Source organism: Phaeobacter sp. JH204B (assembly GCF_048055755.1).
GTDB classification, from domain to species: Bacteria; Pseudomonadota; Alphaproteobacteria; order Rhodobacterales; family Rhodobacteraceae; genus Phaeobacter; species Phaeobacter bryozoorum.
In genome coordinates this window covers 22,997-40,197 of the sequence record NZ_JAYMXF010000028.1, presented here as the reverse complement: position 1 = coordinate 40,197, position 17,201 = coordinate 22,997, and the positions used below count along the sequence as shown (strand labels likewise).

The 17,201-nt window shown below is 60.4% G+C and carries 16 protein-coding genes; 3 read left to right on the top strand and 13 right to left on the bottom strand.

The window, feature by feature from the left end; genetic code table 11:
• Positions 1-2: 2 nt before the first annotated feature.
• From hpaH to VXL81_RS16170, 10 genes are all read right to left on the bottom strand, one after another.
• Entirely contained in the window at positions 3-803 is an 801-nt protein-coding gene (gene hpaH, locus VXL81_RS16215; protein ID WP_416555164.1) for a 2-oxo-hept-4-ene-1,7-dioate hydratase, read from the bottom strand.
• Complete coding sequence (locus VXL81_RS16210; protein ID WP_416555162.1) at positions 800-1,654, bottom strand: fumarylacetoacetate hydrolase family protein; 855 nt, start codon at positions 1,652-1,654, stop codon at positions 800-802. The genes hpaH and VXL81_RS16210 overlap by 4 nt, the downstream gene beginning before the upstream one ends.
• Positions 1,651-2,634 carry a 3,4-dihydroxyphenylacetate 2,3-dioxygenase gene (gene hpaD, locus VXL81_RS16205; RefSeq protein WP_416555160.1) on the bottom strand — a complete coding sequence of 328 codons (984 nt, stop codon included), beginning with the start codon at positions 2,632-2,634 and terminating at the stop codon, positions 1,651-1,653. The genes VXL81_RS16210 and hpaD overlap by 4 nt, the downstream gene beginning before the upstream one ends.
• The gene (gene hpaE, locus VXL81_RS16200; RefSeq protein WP_416543047.1) at positions 2,634-4,145 is read right to left on the bottom strand and encodes a 5-carboxymethyl-2-hydroxymuconate semialdehyde dehydrogenase; all 1,512 of its coding nucleotides are present in this window, start codon (positions 4,143-4,145) and stop codon (positions 2,634-2,636) included. Before hpaE ends, hpaD begins: the two co-directional genes overlap by 1 nt.
• On the bottom strand, positions 4,142-4,531 hold the full coding sequence (locus VXL81_RS16195; protein WP_340546371.1) for a 5-carboxymethyl-2-hydroxymuconate isomerase: 390 nt from the start codon (positions 4,529-4,531) through the stop codon (positions 4,142-4,144). The genes hpaE and VXL81_RS16195 overlap by 4 nt, the downstream gene beginning before the upstream one ends.
• An 82-nt stretch (positions 4,532-4,613) precedes the next feature.
• The gene (locus VXL81_RS16190) at positions 4,614-5,846 is read right to left on the bottom strand and encodes a Tm-1-like ATP-binding domain-containing protein (protein ID WP_416555158.1); all 1,233 of its coding nucleotides are present in this window, start codon (positions 5,844-5,846) and stop codon (positions 4,614-4,616) included.
• Positions 5,847-5,857: 11 nt separating this feature from the next.
• A complete protein-coding gene (locus VXL81_RS16185) occupies positions 5,858-7,342 on the bottom strand; it encodes an aldehyde dehydrogenase (protein WP_416555156.1) in 1,485 nt (494 codons plus the stop codon).
• A 4-nt stretch (positions 7,343-7,346) separates the two neighbouring features.
• Complete coding sequence (locus VXL81_RS16180) at positions 7,347-8,864, bottom strand: tripartite tricarboxylate transporter permease (protein WP_416555154.1); 1,518 nt, start codon at positions 8,862-8,864, stop codon at positions 7,347-7,349.
• Between the two features lie 12 nt (positions 8,865-8,876).
• A complete protein-coding gene (locus tag VXL81_RS16175; protein ID WP_416537616.1) occupies positions 8,877-9,416 on the bottom strand; it encodes a tripartite tricarboxylate transporter TctB family protein in 540 nt (179 codons plus the stop codon).
• A 64-nt stretch (positions 9,417-9,480) separates the two neighbouring features.
• Positions 9,481-10,425 (bottom strand): tripartite tricarboxylate transporter substrate binding protein, encoded by a 945-nt coding sequence (locus VXL81_RS16170; protein ID WP_416534256.1) that lies wholly within the window; start codon positions 10,423-10,425, stop codon positions 9,481-9,483.
• A gap of 115 nt (positions 10,426-10,540) precedes the next feature.
• Between VXL81_RS16170 and VXL81_RS16165 the strand changes: the two genes are divergently transcribed.
• The 3 genes from VXL81_RS16165 (at position 10,541) to VXL81_RS16155 (ending at position 14,009) form a co-directional block, all read left to right on the top strand.
• On the top strand, positions 10,541-11,362 hold the full coding sequence (locus VXL81_RS16165; protein ID WP_416555152.1) for an IclR family transcriptional regulator: 822 nt from the start codon (positions 10,541-10,543) through the stop codon (positions 11,360-11,362).
• Positions 11,359-12,705, top strand: coding sequence for an aminotransferase class III-fold pyridoxal phosphate-dependent enzyme (locus VXL81_RS16160; RefSeq protein ID WP_340546364.1), 1,347 nt, complete (start codon positions 11,359-11,361; stop codon positions 12,703-12,705). Before VXL81_RS16165 ends, VXL81_RS16160 begins: the two co-directional genes overlap by 4 nt.
• Before the next feature lie 284 nt (positions 12,706-12,989).
• Positions 12,990-14,009 (top strand): hypothetical protein, encoded by a 1,020-nt coding sequence (locus VXL81_RS16155; RefSeq protein WP_416555150.1) that lies wholly within the window; start codon positions 12,990-12,992, stop codon positions 14,007-14,009.
• On the opposite strand, the gene VXL81_RS16150 is transcribed toward VXL81_RS16155, so the two are convergent.
• Genes VXL81_RS16150 through VXL81_RS16140 form a run of 3 tightly spaced genes read right to left on the bottom strand, consistent with a single transcriptional unit; the run spans position 13,993 to position 17,156 of the window.
• The gene (locus VXL81_RS16150; RefSeq protein ID WP_416555148.1) at positions 13,993-14,802 is read right to left on the bottom strand and encodes a Gfo/Idh/MocA family protein; all 810 of its coding nucleotides are present in this window, start codon (positions 14,800-14,802) and stop codon (positions 13,993-13,995) included. The two genes, VXL81_RS16155 and VXL81_RS16150, sit on opposite strands and share 17 nt — an antisense overlap.
• 57 nt (positions 14,803-14,859) lie before the next feature.
• A complete protein-coding gene (locus tag VXL81_RS16145; RefSeq protein ID WP_416534251.1) occupies positions 14,860-15,945 on the bottom strand; it encodes an NAD-dependent epimerase/dehydratase family protein in 1,086 nt (361 codons plus the stop codon).
• Between the two features lie 20 nt (positions 15,946-15,965).
• Positions 15,966-17,156, bottom strand: coding sequence for a class I SAM-dependent methyltransferase (locus tag VXL81_RS16140; protein ID WP_416555146.1), 1,191 nt, complete (start codon positions 17,154-17,156; stop codon positions 15,966-15,968).
• Positions 17,157-17,201 lie beyond the last annotated feature (45 nt).

The window sequence follows — 17,201 nt, the reverse complement described above, 5'->3', positions numbered from 1 at the left end:
TCTCAGGCGAAGGTGATCTCCACCGCGCCGAAGGGGCCGAAATCAGCCCTGATCGCAGTGCCGGAGGGGCATTCGACGGGGCGGATGAAGCTGCCAGAAAGGATGATCTGACCGGGTTCGATGCGCTGGCCATATTGCGCCATGCGGCGGGCCAGCCAGACCACGCTTTCGACCGGATCATTAAGCACGCCTGCACCAAGCCCCGTTTCCTCAACCTCGCCATTGCGCGATGTGATTGCCCCGACCCAGCGCAGATCAAAGGCGTCGACCGCGTGGCGCTGCGGTCCCAGTACGACACCTGCGTTGGCCGCATTGTCGCTGATGGTGTCGAATACGTTGCGGCTTTGGCCGGTTTCCCTGTCTTTGCGCGCGATGCGCGTGTCGAGGATCTCCAGCGCGGGTGCCACATAGTCGGTGGCGGCAAGCACCGCAGCCCGGGTAATATCGCCGCCACTGAGGGCGTGTTTCATGACAAAGGCGATCTCCGCCTCGATCCGCGGCTGGATGAAACGACCGGCGGGAACTGTCGTGCCATGTGAAAACACCATGTCGTCAAACAGGATACCGCTGTCGGGTATGTCGATGTTCAGCGCGTATTGCATCGCCTTGGAGGTGAGGCCGATTTTCCAGCCGACGACGTTGTGCCCCTGCGCCAGCTTGGCTTCGCAGATCGCCTTCTGGATCGCATAGGCATCGTCCATATCCATCTGCGGATAGCGTCTGCTGAGCAGGCCGATCTGCTGTCCCGTTGCCTCCGCCCGCAGGAGATCCTCTGCGGCCCTCGCGTGATCCTGCGGTGTCATGGGGCTTCGTCCTCGATCGTGTTGCGCAGCGTGCCGATGCCGGAAACCTCGACCTCAACCACATCGCCGGGTTTCAGGAACTGCGGCGGATCCAGCCGTGCGCCGGACCCGGTGGGGGTTCCGGTCACGATAATATCGCCCGGCTCAAGCGTCATGAAGGTGGAGATATATTCGATCTCCCGCCGGATCGGGTGCATCATGCGCGACAGGACATCGTCCTGCCTGACCTCTCCGTTCACACGGGTGATGATCCGCGCGTCATCCAGCTGCGCCGGATCCCGGAACGGCACCAGCCAGGGGCCGATGGCACCGGAGTTGTCCCAGTTCTTGCCCTGGGTGACGTTGAATTTCGCGTGGCGCACCCAGTCGCGGATGGTGCCTTCGTTGCAGATGGTGAGCGCGGCGATATGGTCATAGGCGTCGGCCGGTGCGATGCGCCGCCCGCCTTTGCCGATGACAATCGCCACCTCGCCCTCATAATCGAGCATATGGCTTTCGGGGGGGCGGATGAGCGGGCGATTGTGGCCAGTGAAGCCACTGGCAAAGCGGGGGAACAGCGACATGTATTTCGGCTGCTCGCTGCCGTCTTTGTATTCGGCATTGCGATCCGGGAAGTTGACGCCGACACAGAGGATCCGCCGCGCATTGGGCAGCACCATGTCGTACTGCACATCTGTGTGGGTGACGGATCTGCCCTCGACCGCGACCATCAGCTGATCCAGCCCGCCCGCGCGCACCACATCCAGCAGGGTCGGCCATTGCGGGAAGTCCGGGCTAAGCGCGATCATCCCGTCATCGGTTGCGGCCCCGTAGAAAGCCTGCCCGGCTGCGCTGTAACTTGCAAACTTCATGGCGCGATGATCGGGCTGGCTTGCAGATCAGAGTCCTTTGGCGTGACGCCGACAAAACGGCTGCCATGTTTGAACCAGCTTTCCGGGGCCGGCGCCCCCCAGAGCGTCTGGCGCTGCGGATCCTTCAGATCCCATTTGATCGGTTCAAGGTCGGGATCGACGGTCTGATAATCGGAACAGTAGATTTCGATCCGGTGGCCATCGGGATCGAGGATATAGAGGAAGAAGGCGTTAGAAATGCCATGTCGACCGGGGCCGCGTTCGATATTGGTCACATAGCCGGTGGTCGCCATAAGATCGAGCAGGTCGATGATATTGAGCGGGTTCGGCACCCAGAAGGCCACATGGTGCATACGCGGGCCGGTGCCATTGGTGAAGGCCATGTCATGCACGCCACCTTTGCGATGCAACCAGGCCGCCCAGAGTTTCTTGCTGTCTTCGTCTTCGGTATATTCCGTCACCCGAAAGCCGAAATCGCTATAGAAGGCGACCGAGGCATCGACGTCATGGCTGAAGCAGTTGAAGTGGTCGATCCGCAAAGGTTTCACACCGCGATAGAGCGCGTATTGCTGGTGGATCGGCGCCAGCCGGTCCATCTTGTGGTAGAACTCCAGCGGGATCCCCATATTGTCCGAGGTCAGCAGCGTACGCCCTTGATACGGGCGCTGCACCCATTCTGTTGGCCGTCCCTTCTTGCGGAAATAGGCGTCGGCGCGGTCCAGATCCTCCTCGTCAAAGGTCTTGAACCCCATCACCTCAACCGTGCCCGGCTGATCTGATTGTTGCAGGATCACGCAGTGGTGACCGCGCTCCTCCATCGCGCGCAGGTAGACGCGCTGTGTGTCCTCGTCGCTGACCTGAAGACCGAGGATCTCGGTGTAGAAACGCTTGGAGGCGGCCAGATCCTTGACGTTCAGGCAAACGTGGCTGAGCCGGATCGTGTTGAAATCGGGATAGAGATTTGGGGCGGGAACAGGCATCAGAGCGCTCCTAGCTTGGTGATCTTATGGGAGCCGGTGGCAAAACCGATGTGTTTTTGCTCCATGTAGAACTCAAACGACCAGTCGCCGCCGTCGCGACCGATGCCGGAGGCTTTGACGCCACCAAAGGGCGTGGGCAGATGGCGCACATTCTCCGAGTTCACCCAGATCATGCCCGCTTCCAGCTTGTCGGTGAAGCGCAGCGCCCGCGTCAGATCGTTGGTCCAGAGATAACCGGTGAGCCCATAGGCGGTGTCATTGGCCAGCGCCAGCGCCTCCTCCTCGGTCGCAAAGGGGATTGAGGTCAGCACCGGGCCAAAGATCTCCTCCTGCGCGATCCGCATATCGTTGCGGGCACCGGTGAACAGCGTCGGGCGGACGAAATACCCCTCGTTGCCCAGCACCTCGCCGCCGGCGGCAATCGTCGCGCCGTCGTCTTTGGCAATGCCGAAATAGCTGGTGACCTTGTTGAAATGCTCCTCGCTGACAAGCGGGCCGATCTCGGTCGCGGGATCCAGGGGGTGGCCAACCCTGATATTGTTGATGCGCTCGATCAGCCGGGTTTCGAAGTCGGCGCGGATGCTGTCCTGGACCAGAAGCCGGGAGGAGGAGGTGCAGCGTTCGCCGTTGATCGAATAGATCATGAAGATCACCGCATCGAGCGCGCGCTCAAGATCGGCATCCTCAAACACGATGACGGGGTTCTTGCCGCCCAGCTCAAGATGGTTGCGCTTCAGCGTATCGGCGCCCTGTTTGACGATCAGGCTGCCGGTGCGCGATTCCCCGACAAAGGCGATGGCCCGGATCGCCGGGTGTTCGCACAGCGCCTTGCCCGCCTCATCGCCGAACCCGTTGACAGTGTTCAGCACACCCGGTGGCAGTCCGGCCTCCTCGGCGATCTCGACCAGCAGCCGCGCGGTCAGCGGTGAGGCTTCGGCGGGTTTGTGAACGACGGTACATCCCGCCGCTAGCGCCGGCGCAATTTTCCAGGTCGAGAGCATGAAGGGTGTGTTCCACGGCGTGATCACCCCAACCGGGCCGATGGGCACACGGGTGGTCACATTCATCAGGGTTGGGGATTTGAGATGCTGGCCATCGCGCGCCTGCACAACCTGATCGGCAAAATACCGGAAATTCTCGGCTCCGCGCAGCGCCGCTTTGGACATGAATTTATAGGCCTGGCCAGTATCCCAGCATTCACAGAGCGCGATTTCTTCGGCGCGGGCTTCGATGCCTTCGGCGATCCGAATGAGGATCTTCCTGCGTTCAGAGGCCGACAGGTCGCGCCAATCTGCAAAGGCCTGCTGCGCGGCGCGGGCGGCGGCGTCGATATCTGCGGCTGAGCCCTGGGCAACATCGCAGATCACGCTTTTGTCCACCGGCGAGATGGTCTGAAACACCCCTGCTCCGCCGGCCACATCGGCGCCGGCAATCCGGTTCTGGATCCCGGAGGCACGGAACCGCTCCAGATAGCTGTCCAATTTGCGGATATGGCTGTCGAGCTGGCTCATGCCGGGTCCTCCAGATGATCACGGATATTTCCGAATTTCGGTGAAAGCGCTGCGTTGATGTCGCGCATCTCTGCTGACAGGGCGATGGAATGGCGATCCATCGCCGGGGCCACGAAGGTGCGCAGCACGGCAAAGATACGGGCGGTTGCATCTTGCTTTACGGTGTCGCTGCGCCCCTCCCGCAGGCGGATGGACAGGTCGATGAAACCATGGTCCGGGTTGCCATCGGCAATTGCCACATGATCGACGCGCAGCGCCCGCACCCGGATCCCTGCAATGGGAAAGGTGTCGATCGCGGCCGCCTCTGCGCGGATCGCCTCGCACAGTGCAGAGATGTCCAGCACGTCCTCTAGATTGGCGGAATATTCGATCTGGAAATGGGGCATCGGGGCACCTTGGCGATTTATTGCTTATCAAGTTAAGTAAAAAGCGCACGGTGAGTCAAGCGCAGGATCCGGGCGGCAGGCGTTACGGCGAAACAATGCCGTCGGCGCACCAGCGGTCGAAAATCTCCAGTGCCTTATCGGCGAAGGCACGGTCGTTGATATGGCTGTCGAGGCGGTGCACGGAGACATGCGCGGGCAATGTCGCCTCAAGCTCCGCCAGAAACGCCGCCAGCCCCGCGCTGTCGTGCAGGTCGGCACCTTCGCGGTCCCATTCGCCGAGTCCACGCTCCGGCAGGATCATCGCCACAGGACCGTCGGCGTCAGCCAGCTGTTTCGAATGGGCGCGGGCGACCTGGCGCCGTTCCTCGGTGTTGAGGACAATCGAGGTCAGCAGCCGGTTGTGCGCGTGTTTCGGATGGTCCGACCATTTCTCGGCGATTGGCTGCCAGCCGACCACATCAACCAGATCATAGCAGCCGGGGGCGACAATCTGCGGCGTCCCCCTGGCGCCGGCATTGGTAAGGCGATCCGCGCCGGCGGAAATCGACGATCCGTGGATATGGTTGCCAAGCTCCTGGGTGCAGAAGTCAAACACGCAGGCAAAGGCGCCCTGCTCTGCGAGGCTCTCAAAGGCGCGCCCTCCCATGCCGGTGGCGTGAAAGACCGCAACCTCAAACCCGCGCGCCTCAAGCGCCGGTTTCAGCGGAATGACGTATTTCAGCGCCGATGTGCCAAGGGACATGATACCGATCAGCGGTTTATCCGGGTCCGGTATCTGCGCGGCCCTCGCGGCACCCAGAACGGCGCCTGCGGCCTGGCTGAGCGAGGCCTTGCAGACGGAATTCAGCCCGTAAAGCCCACCAGCCCAGAGGATCATCTGGGTGTCGGCCGCCAGTCTTTCGGCCGGGATCAGCGGCGAGAAGGAAACGGTTGAGACAATGTATTTCGGCACCCCAAGCGGCAAGCCCGAACAGACATCAAGCGCCAGATCGGTGCCCATCGTGCCGCCAAGGACGATCACCCCGTCAAAAGCCGCCATCCGGTGCAGCCGCGCCGTCAGCAAGCTGGCACCATGCGCCATGATCTGCATGGCGGTGTTTTCATCCCCGCTGTCGATGGCCGCCCGGATCGAGCTGCCACCGGCCTCGGCGACGTCGTGTTTGGAATAGTCGGTCGGCGTCGATGGGTCGCCCAGAACCGAGACATCCATGGTCAGGACCCTGCCCCCCTGATCGCCGATCACGCTCGCCAGAAAACCAAGCTCATCGTCCTTGGTGTCATAGGTGCCAACCACCAGAATGGTTTTCTCGGTCATTGCCCCACCTTTCAGAGTTTGATCCATGCGGTTTTCAGGTTGATGTATTTGTCGATGGCATGAAGCGATTTGTCCGACCCGTTCCCGGACTGCCCGACCCCGCCAAGCGGGACGGTGCCATCCGCGCCGCCATAGGTGTTGACATGCATCACCCCGGTTCGGACACGCTGCACCATGCGATGGGCGCGGCTGAGCCCGGATGTCCACACCGCACCGGCGAGACCGTAGACCGTGGAATTGGCGATCCGCACGGCGTCGTCCTCGGTCTTGAAGGGGGTCACGGCAAGCACTGGGCCAAACACCTCCTGCTGTGCCAATGTCGCCGCTGGCGTGACATCAGTGACGATGGTCGGCGCCATGTAATAGCCGCCGGTTTCCGACAAAATACGCTGCCCGCCGGTGACGATCTGCCCGCCTTCCTGCTGGGCGGTGGCGACGAAGGTCAGGTTCTGCTTCAGCTGTGCTTCGGAATTGATCGCCCCGATCTGGGTCTCCAGCCGAAGCGGGTCGCCGACCTGCATCGCCTCTGCTGCCCGCGCGACCTCCTGCACAAATCTGTCGTGGATCGAGGCCTCGACCAGCAGGCGGGAGCCTGCGACGCAGACCTGACCCGAGTTGCGGAAGATACCTGCGGCGGTCACTTTTGCGGCCTCTGCCAGATCCGGCGCATCAGCGAAGACAATATTGGGAGATTTGCCGCCCAGCTCCAGATAGACACGTTTCATGTTTGAACGGGCGGAATAATCCAGCAACCGACGCCCGGTCTGCCCCGATCCGGTGAACACCAGAACGTCGACGTCCATCGAAAGGCCGAGGGTTTCGCCGACCACCGCGCCTTCGCCGGTGATCACGTTCAGGACGCCGGGTGGCAGGCCCGCCTCAAGCGCCAGTTCCGCCACCCGCATCAGCGAGAGAGAGGCGGTTTCAGCGGGTTTCAGCACCACGGAATTTCCCATCGCAAGCGCCGGGCCCAGTTTCCAAGCCCCAATCATCAGCGGAAAATTCCACGGAATTATCGCGCCGACCACACCGACGGGATCCTTGTGGATCAGGCCCAGCACATCACCCGCCGTGGGCGCGATTTCGCCATAGAGCTTGTCCAGTGCCTCGGCGTAGTAGCGGATCGTGGCGGCGGCTGATCCGGGTTCGGCCTTGAGCGCCATATTGATTTCGGTGCCATTGTCGCGCACGCCCAGAACGGCGAGTTCGAGCGCGTGCGCCTCGATCAGCTCGGCCCATTTCATCAGAACCTTCTTGCGGGCGGCGGGCGGCTGCCCGGCCCAGCGGCGATCCTCGAAGGCGGCGCGGGCGGAGGCGATGGCCGCCTCCATATCCGCCGCAGTTCCCCGCGCGATCCGGGTCAGCACGCACCCGTCGATCGGCGACAGCACATCCAGCATCGCCCCATCAGAGGCCGCAACCTGCCGACCGTCGATGAGATGTGAAACCGGCTGCACCGGTTGTGACCGAAGGGCGTCGATCTTGCTTTGGTCCATGGGGCTACCTTGTTTGGCTGTCGTGCAGATCGTGGTCTTCGTCGGGCTGATGCGCCTGCCATTCACGCATCAGCGCGCGCAGGTGCAGGGCCAGAACGATCAGGATCAGAATGAAGAGGAGAAAGGAAATCGGGCGGTCGATCATATCCAGCGGCGTCTTGAGGCGCGGCAGGGCCGAACGCAGCTTCACCTCCATGATGCCGCCCAGAACCATGCCCAGGATGATCGGGACAATCGGCAGGTTCAGACGTTTCAGGATCAGGCCAAGCACCCCGAACCCTGCCGAAATCATGCAGTCCGTCAGGGAATTTCGCAGCGAATAGACGCCGACAAAGGACAGCAAAAGGATCATCACCCCCAGAAACCGGGTTGGGATGCGAATGATCCGGGTCAGCAGATTGGTGGAGACCATCAGGAAGGCGAGCACGATCACATTGAGCAGGATCAGCGCCAGATAGAGACCATAGACCAGGTCGATATTGTTCTGAAACAGCTGTGGGCCGGGGATGACGTTATGAACATAGAACACCGACAGCATCATGGCCGTCAGCGCCTCCCCCGGGATGCCGAGCGCGAGAAGCGGGATCATCGCCGCAGCCGGAACCGCGTTATTGGCAGCCTCCGAGGCGATCAGACCTTCGGGGGATCCCTTGCCAAACAGCTCCGGCGTCTTGGAGGTTTTCTGGGCGTAGGTGTAGCTCATGAATTGGGCGGTGAACTCGCCGGTGCCGGGGATCATGCCCAGGATCACGCCACAGGCGGAGGCGACGGTTGCTACCCGCTTGTGCTGCATCAGCTCCCTGATGCCGGCCCCCATCCGCCCCGATACCGGCTTTGCATCCGGCTGGCTGTCGGGGGCGGTCAGCAGGAAAAACGCCTGGCTCAGCGCAAAGAGGCCGAGCACGACAACAATCAGGTTCACGCCAGAGTTGAGAAAGGTGAGGCCGAAGGTATAGCGCTGGGTGTAGGTCACCGCATCGAGGCCGACGGTCTGTAGAAAGATGCCGAACATCGCCAGAACGCCGGCGGCAAAGATCTGGCCCCGGTGGGCAAGGATGACCAGGATGATCCCCAGAAGTGCAGCAAGAAAGATCTCTCTGGAGCCGAACATCGGAGCCACGAGAGCCAGGACCGGTGACAGCAGGATCAGGCAGAGGATGCCGAATATCCCACCCCAGAACGACGCGCTATAGGCCAGCGACAGCGCCCGATGGGCCTGCCCCTGTTTCGTCATCGGATAGCCGTCATATGATGTGAGCGCATTCACCGCCGTGCCCGGCGTATTGATCAGGACCGCAGGGATGGCCCCGCCATACATCGAGGATCCGTAGATCCCCAATAGCATCGTCAATCCCACGATAGGCTCGAAGGCAAAGGTCGCCGGCAGCAGGATGGCGATCGCCACTGCGGGTCCGACGCCCGGAATGGCCCCGATGATCACGCCGCCGATTGACCCGATCAACAGCGCGACGATCACATCCCAGCGGGCCAGCATCTCGGCCCCGGCGAGGAGATTTTCCATTGGTTGCCCCGATCAGAAATAGGTCAGCATGATTTGGCGTAGCCCGTCGGGCAAGGAGTCATAGGCGAGGCCTGCGGGCAGATTCACCTTCAGCAAGGTCTTGAACAGCACCACGATCAGCAGCGCCGAAAGCGCCGCGACCGCCAGTGTTGCGGGGCGCCGGTAGCCCACCCTCAGCGCCAGAGCGACCGCGCATATCACCGTGGCCGGCAGGTAGCCCGCATAGGGAACCGCAGCAGCATAGGCGATGAACCACCCTGCATATTCCAGCGAGGCGATCCAGAGCAGGACCTCCTGCCAGCGTCCTTCGATCCGTTCGGACAGCGCCGAGCCAAGCAGGTGAAATGCGGCAAAAGCAGCCATGCCACCAAGAGACACCGCTGGCCAGAACCGAGGTTGAGCAAAAAGCGCGCTGCCTTTACGCCAGACGGTCTGCTCGAAGATTTGCGACAGGAGCAGGAGAGCGCCGACCAGCACAATCCAGGCAAAGACGATATCCCCCGGTCTTCGGTAGCGTTTGAACAAGGCTTGAAGCGTTTTGACCCGCGACATTGGTCGCCCCCTTGCTAGAGCTGCGCAGGCCCGGCGATCGACGCCGCCGAGCCTGCGAGATCCGTTAGTTGCTCAACATACCGTCGATCCGGGCCATGGTCTCGATATCGGCCTTGATCTGAGTGGCCACCTCAGCGGCGGGCTGCCAATAGACCGCCGCACCGGTTTCTGCGGCCAGCGCCTGGGCGCGCTCCGACATCACCGTCTGCTCCGCGACAGCGATGATCTTATCGCGCACATCCTGCGGCGTGTCCTTGTGCACAAAGAGCCCGTTCCACAGCGAGACATTCAGATCCGGCGCCAGCTCTGCGACGGTGGGCGCATCCGGTGTCAGCGGGATCCGCTCGGCGCCGATGGAGGCAAGCACCTTTACACTGTCGAGGCATGGCAGGATCAGCTGAAGCGTGGTGTTGATCACATCCACATCCCCGGAGGCCAGCGTGTTGCAGTCCAGGGCGTCAAAGGCAGCGTCGGAGGCGTAGGAGAACCCCATCTCCTTGGCCAGACCCAATGTGACCTGCGTCGGCACCAGAGGAGCGCCAAAATGGCCAAGCACCACATCGTTTTCCGCCGCATGGGCGGCCAGCCCGGCCATATCATCATAGGGCGCATTCGCCCCGGCAGCGATTACGAAAGGGTAGGTCAGGAAATTGCCCAGCGGTACAAATGGATCCGGGCTCAGCTCCGGGATGCCGATCTGCGGGCCGACCACGGGAATGGCGATGATGAAGGATCCGACCGTATAGCCGTCAGCAGGCGCAGTGGCGACCTCGACCGCACCGGGAAACGGGCCGCCGCCGCCACCGGGTTTGTTCACAACCGCAGTGGGCACATCATAGGCGGCCGAGAAATCCTCCGCGATCATACGGGTCAGGACGTCCTCCAGGTCGCCGGGCGGCCATGGCACCACAAATTCAACGGGTTTCTCCGGGTATTCGGCATATGCCGCACCGGCAGCAGCCATCATGGCCAAGGTAAGCGCAGTGGCAGAAATCTTGAACTTTGACATGTTTCCCTCCCTGTCATCGGTTCATATATCGAACCGATGTTACGTAAAAAAGGTTGCCTTGCTAAACATCATGTGTCAAATTTTTTCTGAATTCGCTTGAAGGGTGACCGAAGGCATGTCCTCTGCAACCAAAACGCTGGCGCTCTTGTCGCACTTCTCTACCGACCGGCCTGAGATCGGGCTGTCGCAACTGTGCCGGATCGCGGGACGGGACAAGGCGACCACCTACCGCCACCTCCAGGCCCTTGAAACCGCTGGATTTGTCGAACAGAATCCAGTGACAAAACACTATCGCCTGGGGCCTGCTATCCTGCAGCTGGCACAGGTGCGGGAGGCCACCGTCCCCCGTGAGATGGGCGCTCAGCTGGCGCTGGCGCAGCTGGCCGAGGTCACCGGCGAGACCGCGCATGTGTCAGTGCTCTCAGGAACGACGCTCTACGCGCTGGCGTCCTGCGAATCCCCCCGGCACGGCACGAGGGCGATTATCGACATCACGACCTTTCCGCTTCATGCGACGGCGTCGGGGCTATGCGCGCTGGCCTTTGGCCCGGAGGCCCTGATGACCTCTGCCCTTGCCCGGCTGGATCGGTTCACGCCCCATACCGCAACAACAGCTGAGGCGCTGCACGAATTGGTCGCGGCGGCACGCACCAGCGGATTTGCCTGCTCAGACCGGAGTTTCGAAGCGGAGATCCATAGCCTGTCTGCGCCCCTCTACGATCAGACCGGGCTGTTTGTCGGAGCGGTATCGGTGGCCAGCGTGGCCGCACGGGTCACACCGGAACAGCAGCGGCTGATCAAGACAGAACTGACATCCGCCAGCCGCGAGATCACCCGCAATTGGGGCGGCGCGGTTCCCGCAGCGGTGCAGGCTGCCTGGGCAACCGCGCTAGAGCCGTCCCCGTCACACATACATGTATCGGATATCGCATCATGAAAGATTCTAACTTTCTCAAGGAACAGAACGGTCGGCTGATGTGGCATCCGATGACCTCGCCGCAGGATAGCATCAACCAGCCCCCGAAGATCATCACCGAGGCCGAAGGCGTGTCGATCACGGATATCGACGGCCATCGGGTCATTGATGGGGTGGGCGGCCTGTGGAATGTGAACCTGGGCTATTCCTGCCAGCCGGTAAAGGACGCCATGGCCGCGCAGCTGGATAAACTGCCCTATTATTCGACCTTTCGCGGCACCTCCAACGATGCGGCGATCGAGCTGTCCTATGAGCTGAGCCGGTTCTTTGCCCCTGACGGGCTAAGCCGAGCCTTTTTCACCTCCGGCGGTTCCGATTCCGTCGAGACCGCGCTCCGGCTGGCACGGCAATATCACAAACTGCGCGGCGATGCGGGCCGCACCAAGTTCCTCAGCCTCAAGAAAGGCTATCACGGCACCCATATCGGAGGGGCCTCGGTCAACGGAAACGCCAATTTCCGTACGGCCTATGAACCCTTGCTGCCGGGCTGTTTTCATATCCCCGCGCCCTATACATATCGCAACCCATTCAATGAGAGCGACCCCGAGCGTCTTGCCCAGCTCTGCGTCGCGGCTTTGGAAGATGAAATCGCGTTTCAGGGGGCCAATACGATCGCTGCGATGATCATGGAGCCCATTCTGGGCGCCGGAGGCGTCATCCCGCCCCATAAGTCATTTGCCCCGATGGTTCAGGAGATCTGCAATCGCCATGGTATCCTGCTGATCACCGATGAGGTGATCACCGCCTATGGCCGCACCGGCGCCTGGTCCGGCGCCCGGCTCTGGGGCATTCAGCCCGACATGATGTGCACCGCGAAGGCCATCACCAACGGGTTCTTCCCCTTTGGCGCGGTTATGCTGGGGGATCGGATGATCGAGGTGTTCGAGGATAACCCGGACGCCAAGATCGGCCACGGCTACACCTATTCCGGCCATCCGGTCGGCGCCGCCGCAGCGCTGGCCTGCCTGGCGGAAATGCAGCGGCTGAAGGTGACGGAGACCGCCGCTGCCCGCGGCACCCAGCTCTACGAGGGCTGTCTGGCGCTGAAGGAGCGTTACGAGATTGTCGGGGATGTGCGTGGCGGGCATGGGTTGATGACGGCCATTGAACTGGTGAGTGATCGCCAGACACGAGCGCCACTTGACGGGCGCAGGGCCTTGGCCGTCCAGGAGGCCTGCTATGAGGCCGGTGCCCTGGTTCGGGTTTCGGGCGCAAATGTCATTCTTTCGCCGCCGCTGATCCTGAGTGAGGGAGAGGCCAGCAGCCTGCTTGAGGCTTTGCGCATTGGCCTGGAGGCCGCTTGACCGGGTGACGCTGTCGCCCGTGAATGCCCCCGGGCTGCTCCCAGCGGTATTGCCGGTCTTTATCTGCGGTCGATTGCAGATATCCTGCGGGTGAGGAGCGCCGAACCTGTTCCGGCATACTGCTGCATTCTGCCTGCGGAGTGCCCGATTAGAGAAATTTTCAGTATTATTGGCTTAATTTGGTCTTGGTCCCCTTACCGACGCGCCTGCGGATGCTGCCATGCAAAAGTACAACCAGAGGCGGCAAGTCAGCGCGTAGAGATAATTATTTGAGAGATTGAACAGTGGCACATACTTATCAAGAGACCCAGGATCCTTCGTCGCAGCATATATCGCCCCAAAACAAACAGATCGCACAATGGAACCAGCAAAAGGAAGCACGCCGCAGCGCTTTCTCTCAAGGAATGAAGCTACGCCCTCAGACCAATGTTCTTCTCAGCGCCGGTATTTTCGGCAAGGCGGAGAAAACGGATCAGATTGGGCTGGTCGACCTGAAATCCATTACCCACTTCGACGCTGGCACTATCTATATTCTAAACAGTAATGACATTATTCAGGCCGGTATGAATAAATATGCGGCCATGTTTGCCAATCAGCCGCGTGCACATGTGTGTATCTGGGATTTCGACAACCATCATCAGATTACCGAATCCGTGAACTTTGCGCTTCTGTCGGACTTTTACGTCCCATGCCATCCGCATAACAATGAGACCTATGCCCAGATGACGGCGGCGATGAGCGCACCGATCAGTGCTGCGGTCATCCAATGGACCCGGTCCTTTTTGACAGAGCACCGTGGTCGCCTTCTGGCCTCTGTTCGGGATCCGGAACCTCTCGGGCGTCATATCGTCTATCCCCAATTCCCTGAACGCAACGCGATGCTGGAAGGGTTGAACACGCATTTCAAACATGTCGGGCCCGCAACACGGCTGTATCATAATCGAACCGAGCTGGACCGACTGGATGAATGGGCAGCCCATATGAGCCATTGGATCATTCCAACGCGCGACGATCTGCCGATCCGGGTATTTGATGCGCTGATCACCGGCGGTATTCCAATCCTGCCAGCCAGCCTCAGGGAACTACCTGCGCTGGCGCCGCTGCAGGAGCATCTGTTCTATTTTGAGCCGAGTGATCTGGAGAACCCTAGAGCCATAGCAGAGGCGGCCAACGATCATTTCCGGACACAGGGCGAGGCGGGTTTGATCGCCCGTCATGAGCTGGCCATGGAAACCAGCCATGTGGACAGGCGCGTTCAGGAGATCCTGACGCAGATCTATCACCACCTTAGTCGGGCCAATTGATCGCCACCCGGGCGCCCCTTTCGCTGACGGAACGGGCAACCGCGTCCAGGCTGCGCATGACATCTTCTGCCGCGCTGAGTGATGAGGCATTCTCGCGCCGCCCGCCGATCATATCGACAAAGGCACGCAGCTCGCGGGTGAGCGGTGGCTCCTGCCCATAGGCGAGCGGTGTACTGGTGCCCTCTCGCGTTAGTACAACCTTCTCCTCAGCCTTGTCATCGAAGATCAGCGTCGCGTCGCGGCCCTTGGCGATGATGCGAAAGGCTGGCGTCGATGCTCGCCAGCTGGCCTCCAGAGTGAACTTTCTTCCCTGATAGGAGAGCTCGGCCCTGACATGCTGCGGACGATTGCCACCGTGCAAACTATTCGCCCTGGCATGGTCTGCCGGGCTTGTGAAAATCTGCCGGGCCAAAGAGAGAGGATGCGGTAACCAGTCCCAGATCACTGATGTGTCGTCGCGTGGTTTGTTGTTGGCGCAGTAGGCTGAAGCCGATTGGACCGGTCCAATCTGCGACAGGGTTGCACAAAAGACTTCGGCGGCTGGATTGAACCGATGCAGGTGCCCGGCAAAGACCGGGCAGTTCGCTGCATCAGCGGCGGCCTTCAGCTCAACAAAGTCCGCAAGGCAGGTAGCAAGAGGTTTTTCGACGAAACACGGCACACCGGCTGCCACAAAAGGCAGCGCCGACGTGACGTGATCCATGCTTCTGTTGGCGATGACAACGCCATCTACAGGTGGGCCGGGATCGGTAATTGGCAGCCAGTTCACGTCGGGCAGACTATCCAGTGTCATGCCAATCGTGCGGGCCCAAGCGCCTCGCCCGATCAAACCCAAGGTTGTCATGAGGCCTTAACCGGCCAGTTTCACTGCGGTCTCAGGTTCATAGTCGATGTAGCTGTGCTCATGCCGCGCCCAGTCGATGAATCTGCTCAGACCATCCTCTACATCAACTTCGGACGTATACCCAAAGGCCTCGTAGGCCTTGGTGATATCCGGGCAACGCCGGTTGGGTTCACCCGCCGGATATGTGTCCGGATAATCGATCGTGGTGAAGGTCGCGCCCGGTACCAGCCTTGGATACATTGCCGCAAGCTGGTTCATCGAGATTTCATTGTCGGGGTTGCCGATATTGTAGGCCTCTCCCCGTTTGCCCTCAAGAAGCGTCATCAGGAAACCGTAGATCGCATCAGTGATGTAGCAGAACGTACGTGTTTGCAGCCCCGTGCCATGCACTGGAATCGTGCGGCCGTTCAGCGCCTGATAGGTGAACATCGGGATCACGCGGCGATCATTGTGGCCCATGCCCGGGCCAAAGACGTTGAACGGGCGAACGATCTTTGTCGGAACGCCATGATGCTCATTGTAGATGGTACAGAGTGTTTCACCGAGGCGTTTGGATTCATCGTAGCAGGCACGCGGACCAACGGTCGAGACGTTGCCGTGGTAGTCTTCCTTGATCGGAACCGCTCGGGGATCAGGATCACCGTAGATTTCCGAGGAACTGAAGAACAAGAAACCTTCGAGGTTCTTGTTGCGAGACGCGAGATCCAGCAGGTTACGGGTGCCATGAACCGCGCTTTCGATCGTCTCCAGTGGATAGCGCATGTAGTAGACTGGCGACGCGATGCCCGCGCCATGAATGATAAAGTCGATGTCTTCGCGCACCGGCAGCGGATGGGTCACATCGGCCCAGACCTGCGTGATGCTGGGGTCGCGTTCAATGCTCTCATCCAGGTTCTTGGTCCCGGTGATATAGTTGTCCACCGAAATGACCTGGCAGGGCTGGCTCAGAACATCGCAGTTCAGCTTCTGAAACACCTTTAGAAAATGTTTCCCCAAGAAGCCGGCACCGCCTGCAAGCAGGACGGTCTTTCCTGAGAACCGATGGGCATGAGCACCAAGGCGTTCGACAATTCTTTGAATTTCTTCAGACATTTTGGTCCCCATTCTAATAATCAGGAGGCTGTGAGTTCAACAAGCGGAATAGGCATGTAGTAATCGTAGGCGTTACCCGTCTTTCTCCGAATGTCGTCGATATATTCATAGGCAAAGACCACCAGCACCTGAGGCTGGTAGCTCTCAAGTTCCGACGCAGCCACAACCGGAATATGCGCTCCGGGCGAAGTGCGCCCCTGCTTCAGCGGGCTGTCATCGATGGTGAAGGGCAGCAATTCGCTATCGATGCCGCCAAAATTGGTAATGGTCGATAGCCGTGCGGGAGCGCCATAGCCGGCCACCTTTATCCCCTCTTGCTGCCAACGTCTGAGCCCCGATACCAGCTTGTCGGTCAAGGCCCGGCAGCGTTGACCGAAATCGGTCAAGGCATCGGAATTCAGGACCTCGAGCTCGGTCGCGATCAGGTCCTCAAGGTCTGGCGCTTCGATGCCCACGGTGTCACGCATCAGGGTAAAGCGCAGCGAACCGCCATGCTGCTCAACCGGCTCGACGCCGGCAATCACCATGCCATGTTTGCCAAACAGCGCCTTCATCGAAGAGATCGAGTAGTAGAAAATCCGGTCGAGATAGAACCGCTCGAACTGCACCTGAGTGACCATGTTGAGGATATACTCCACCTCGATCACCAGCTTCCCGGTCTCGGCAAGTAGGATGTCTGCTGCCCTGATGAACTGATCCGGCGCATCAAGATGAGTAAACACACTGCTGGCGACGATCACATCGGCGGGTCCGTGGCGATCCAGGATCTGTTTCGCCGAGGTTTCCTCAAAAAAGGCACAGAGCGTCTCCAGCCCCTCGTCATTTGCGATCTTGGACACGTTCACCGAAGGTTCGACGCCTAGCGCGCGAACGCCAAGCCTCTTCAACGGCCGCAACAAAACACCATCGTTTGATCCGACATCAACAACGAAATCGGCATCCTTCAGGGTCGCCGCAAGGTCTTCGAAATGGCGAACCAGCCCGCCATTGACCGAACTCAGATAGTAATAATCCTCGAACATGATGGTACGTGGCACCATCTCGCCAAGCTGAACATTCTTGCAGGTCTCGCAAAAGAAGACCTCCAGCGGGAAATATCTCTCGCTATCGAACTCATCCGGTTTTGGGTATTTGTTGGCCAGCGGCTGGCGCCCCAGATCCAGGAATTTGTTGAGACGCGCACCCTGGCACAGAGAACAACACATAGACATTGGCAATCCTTGACCACTTGCTTCGTAAGCCTCCTTGGCCCTGCA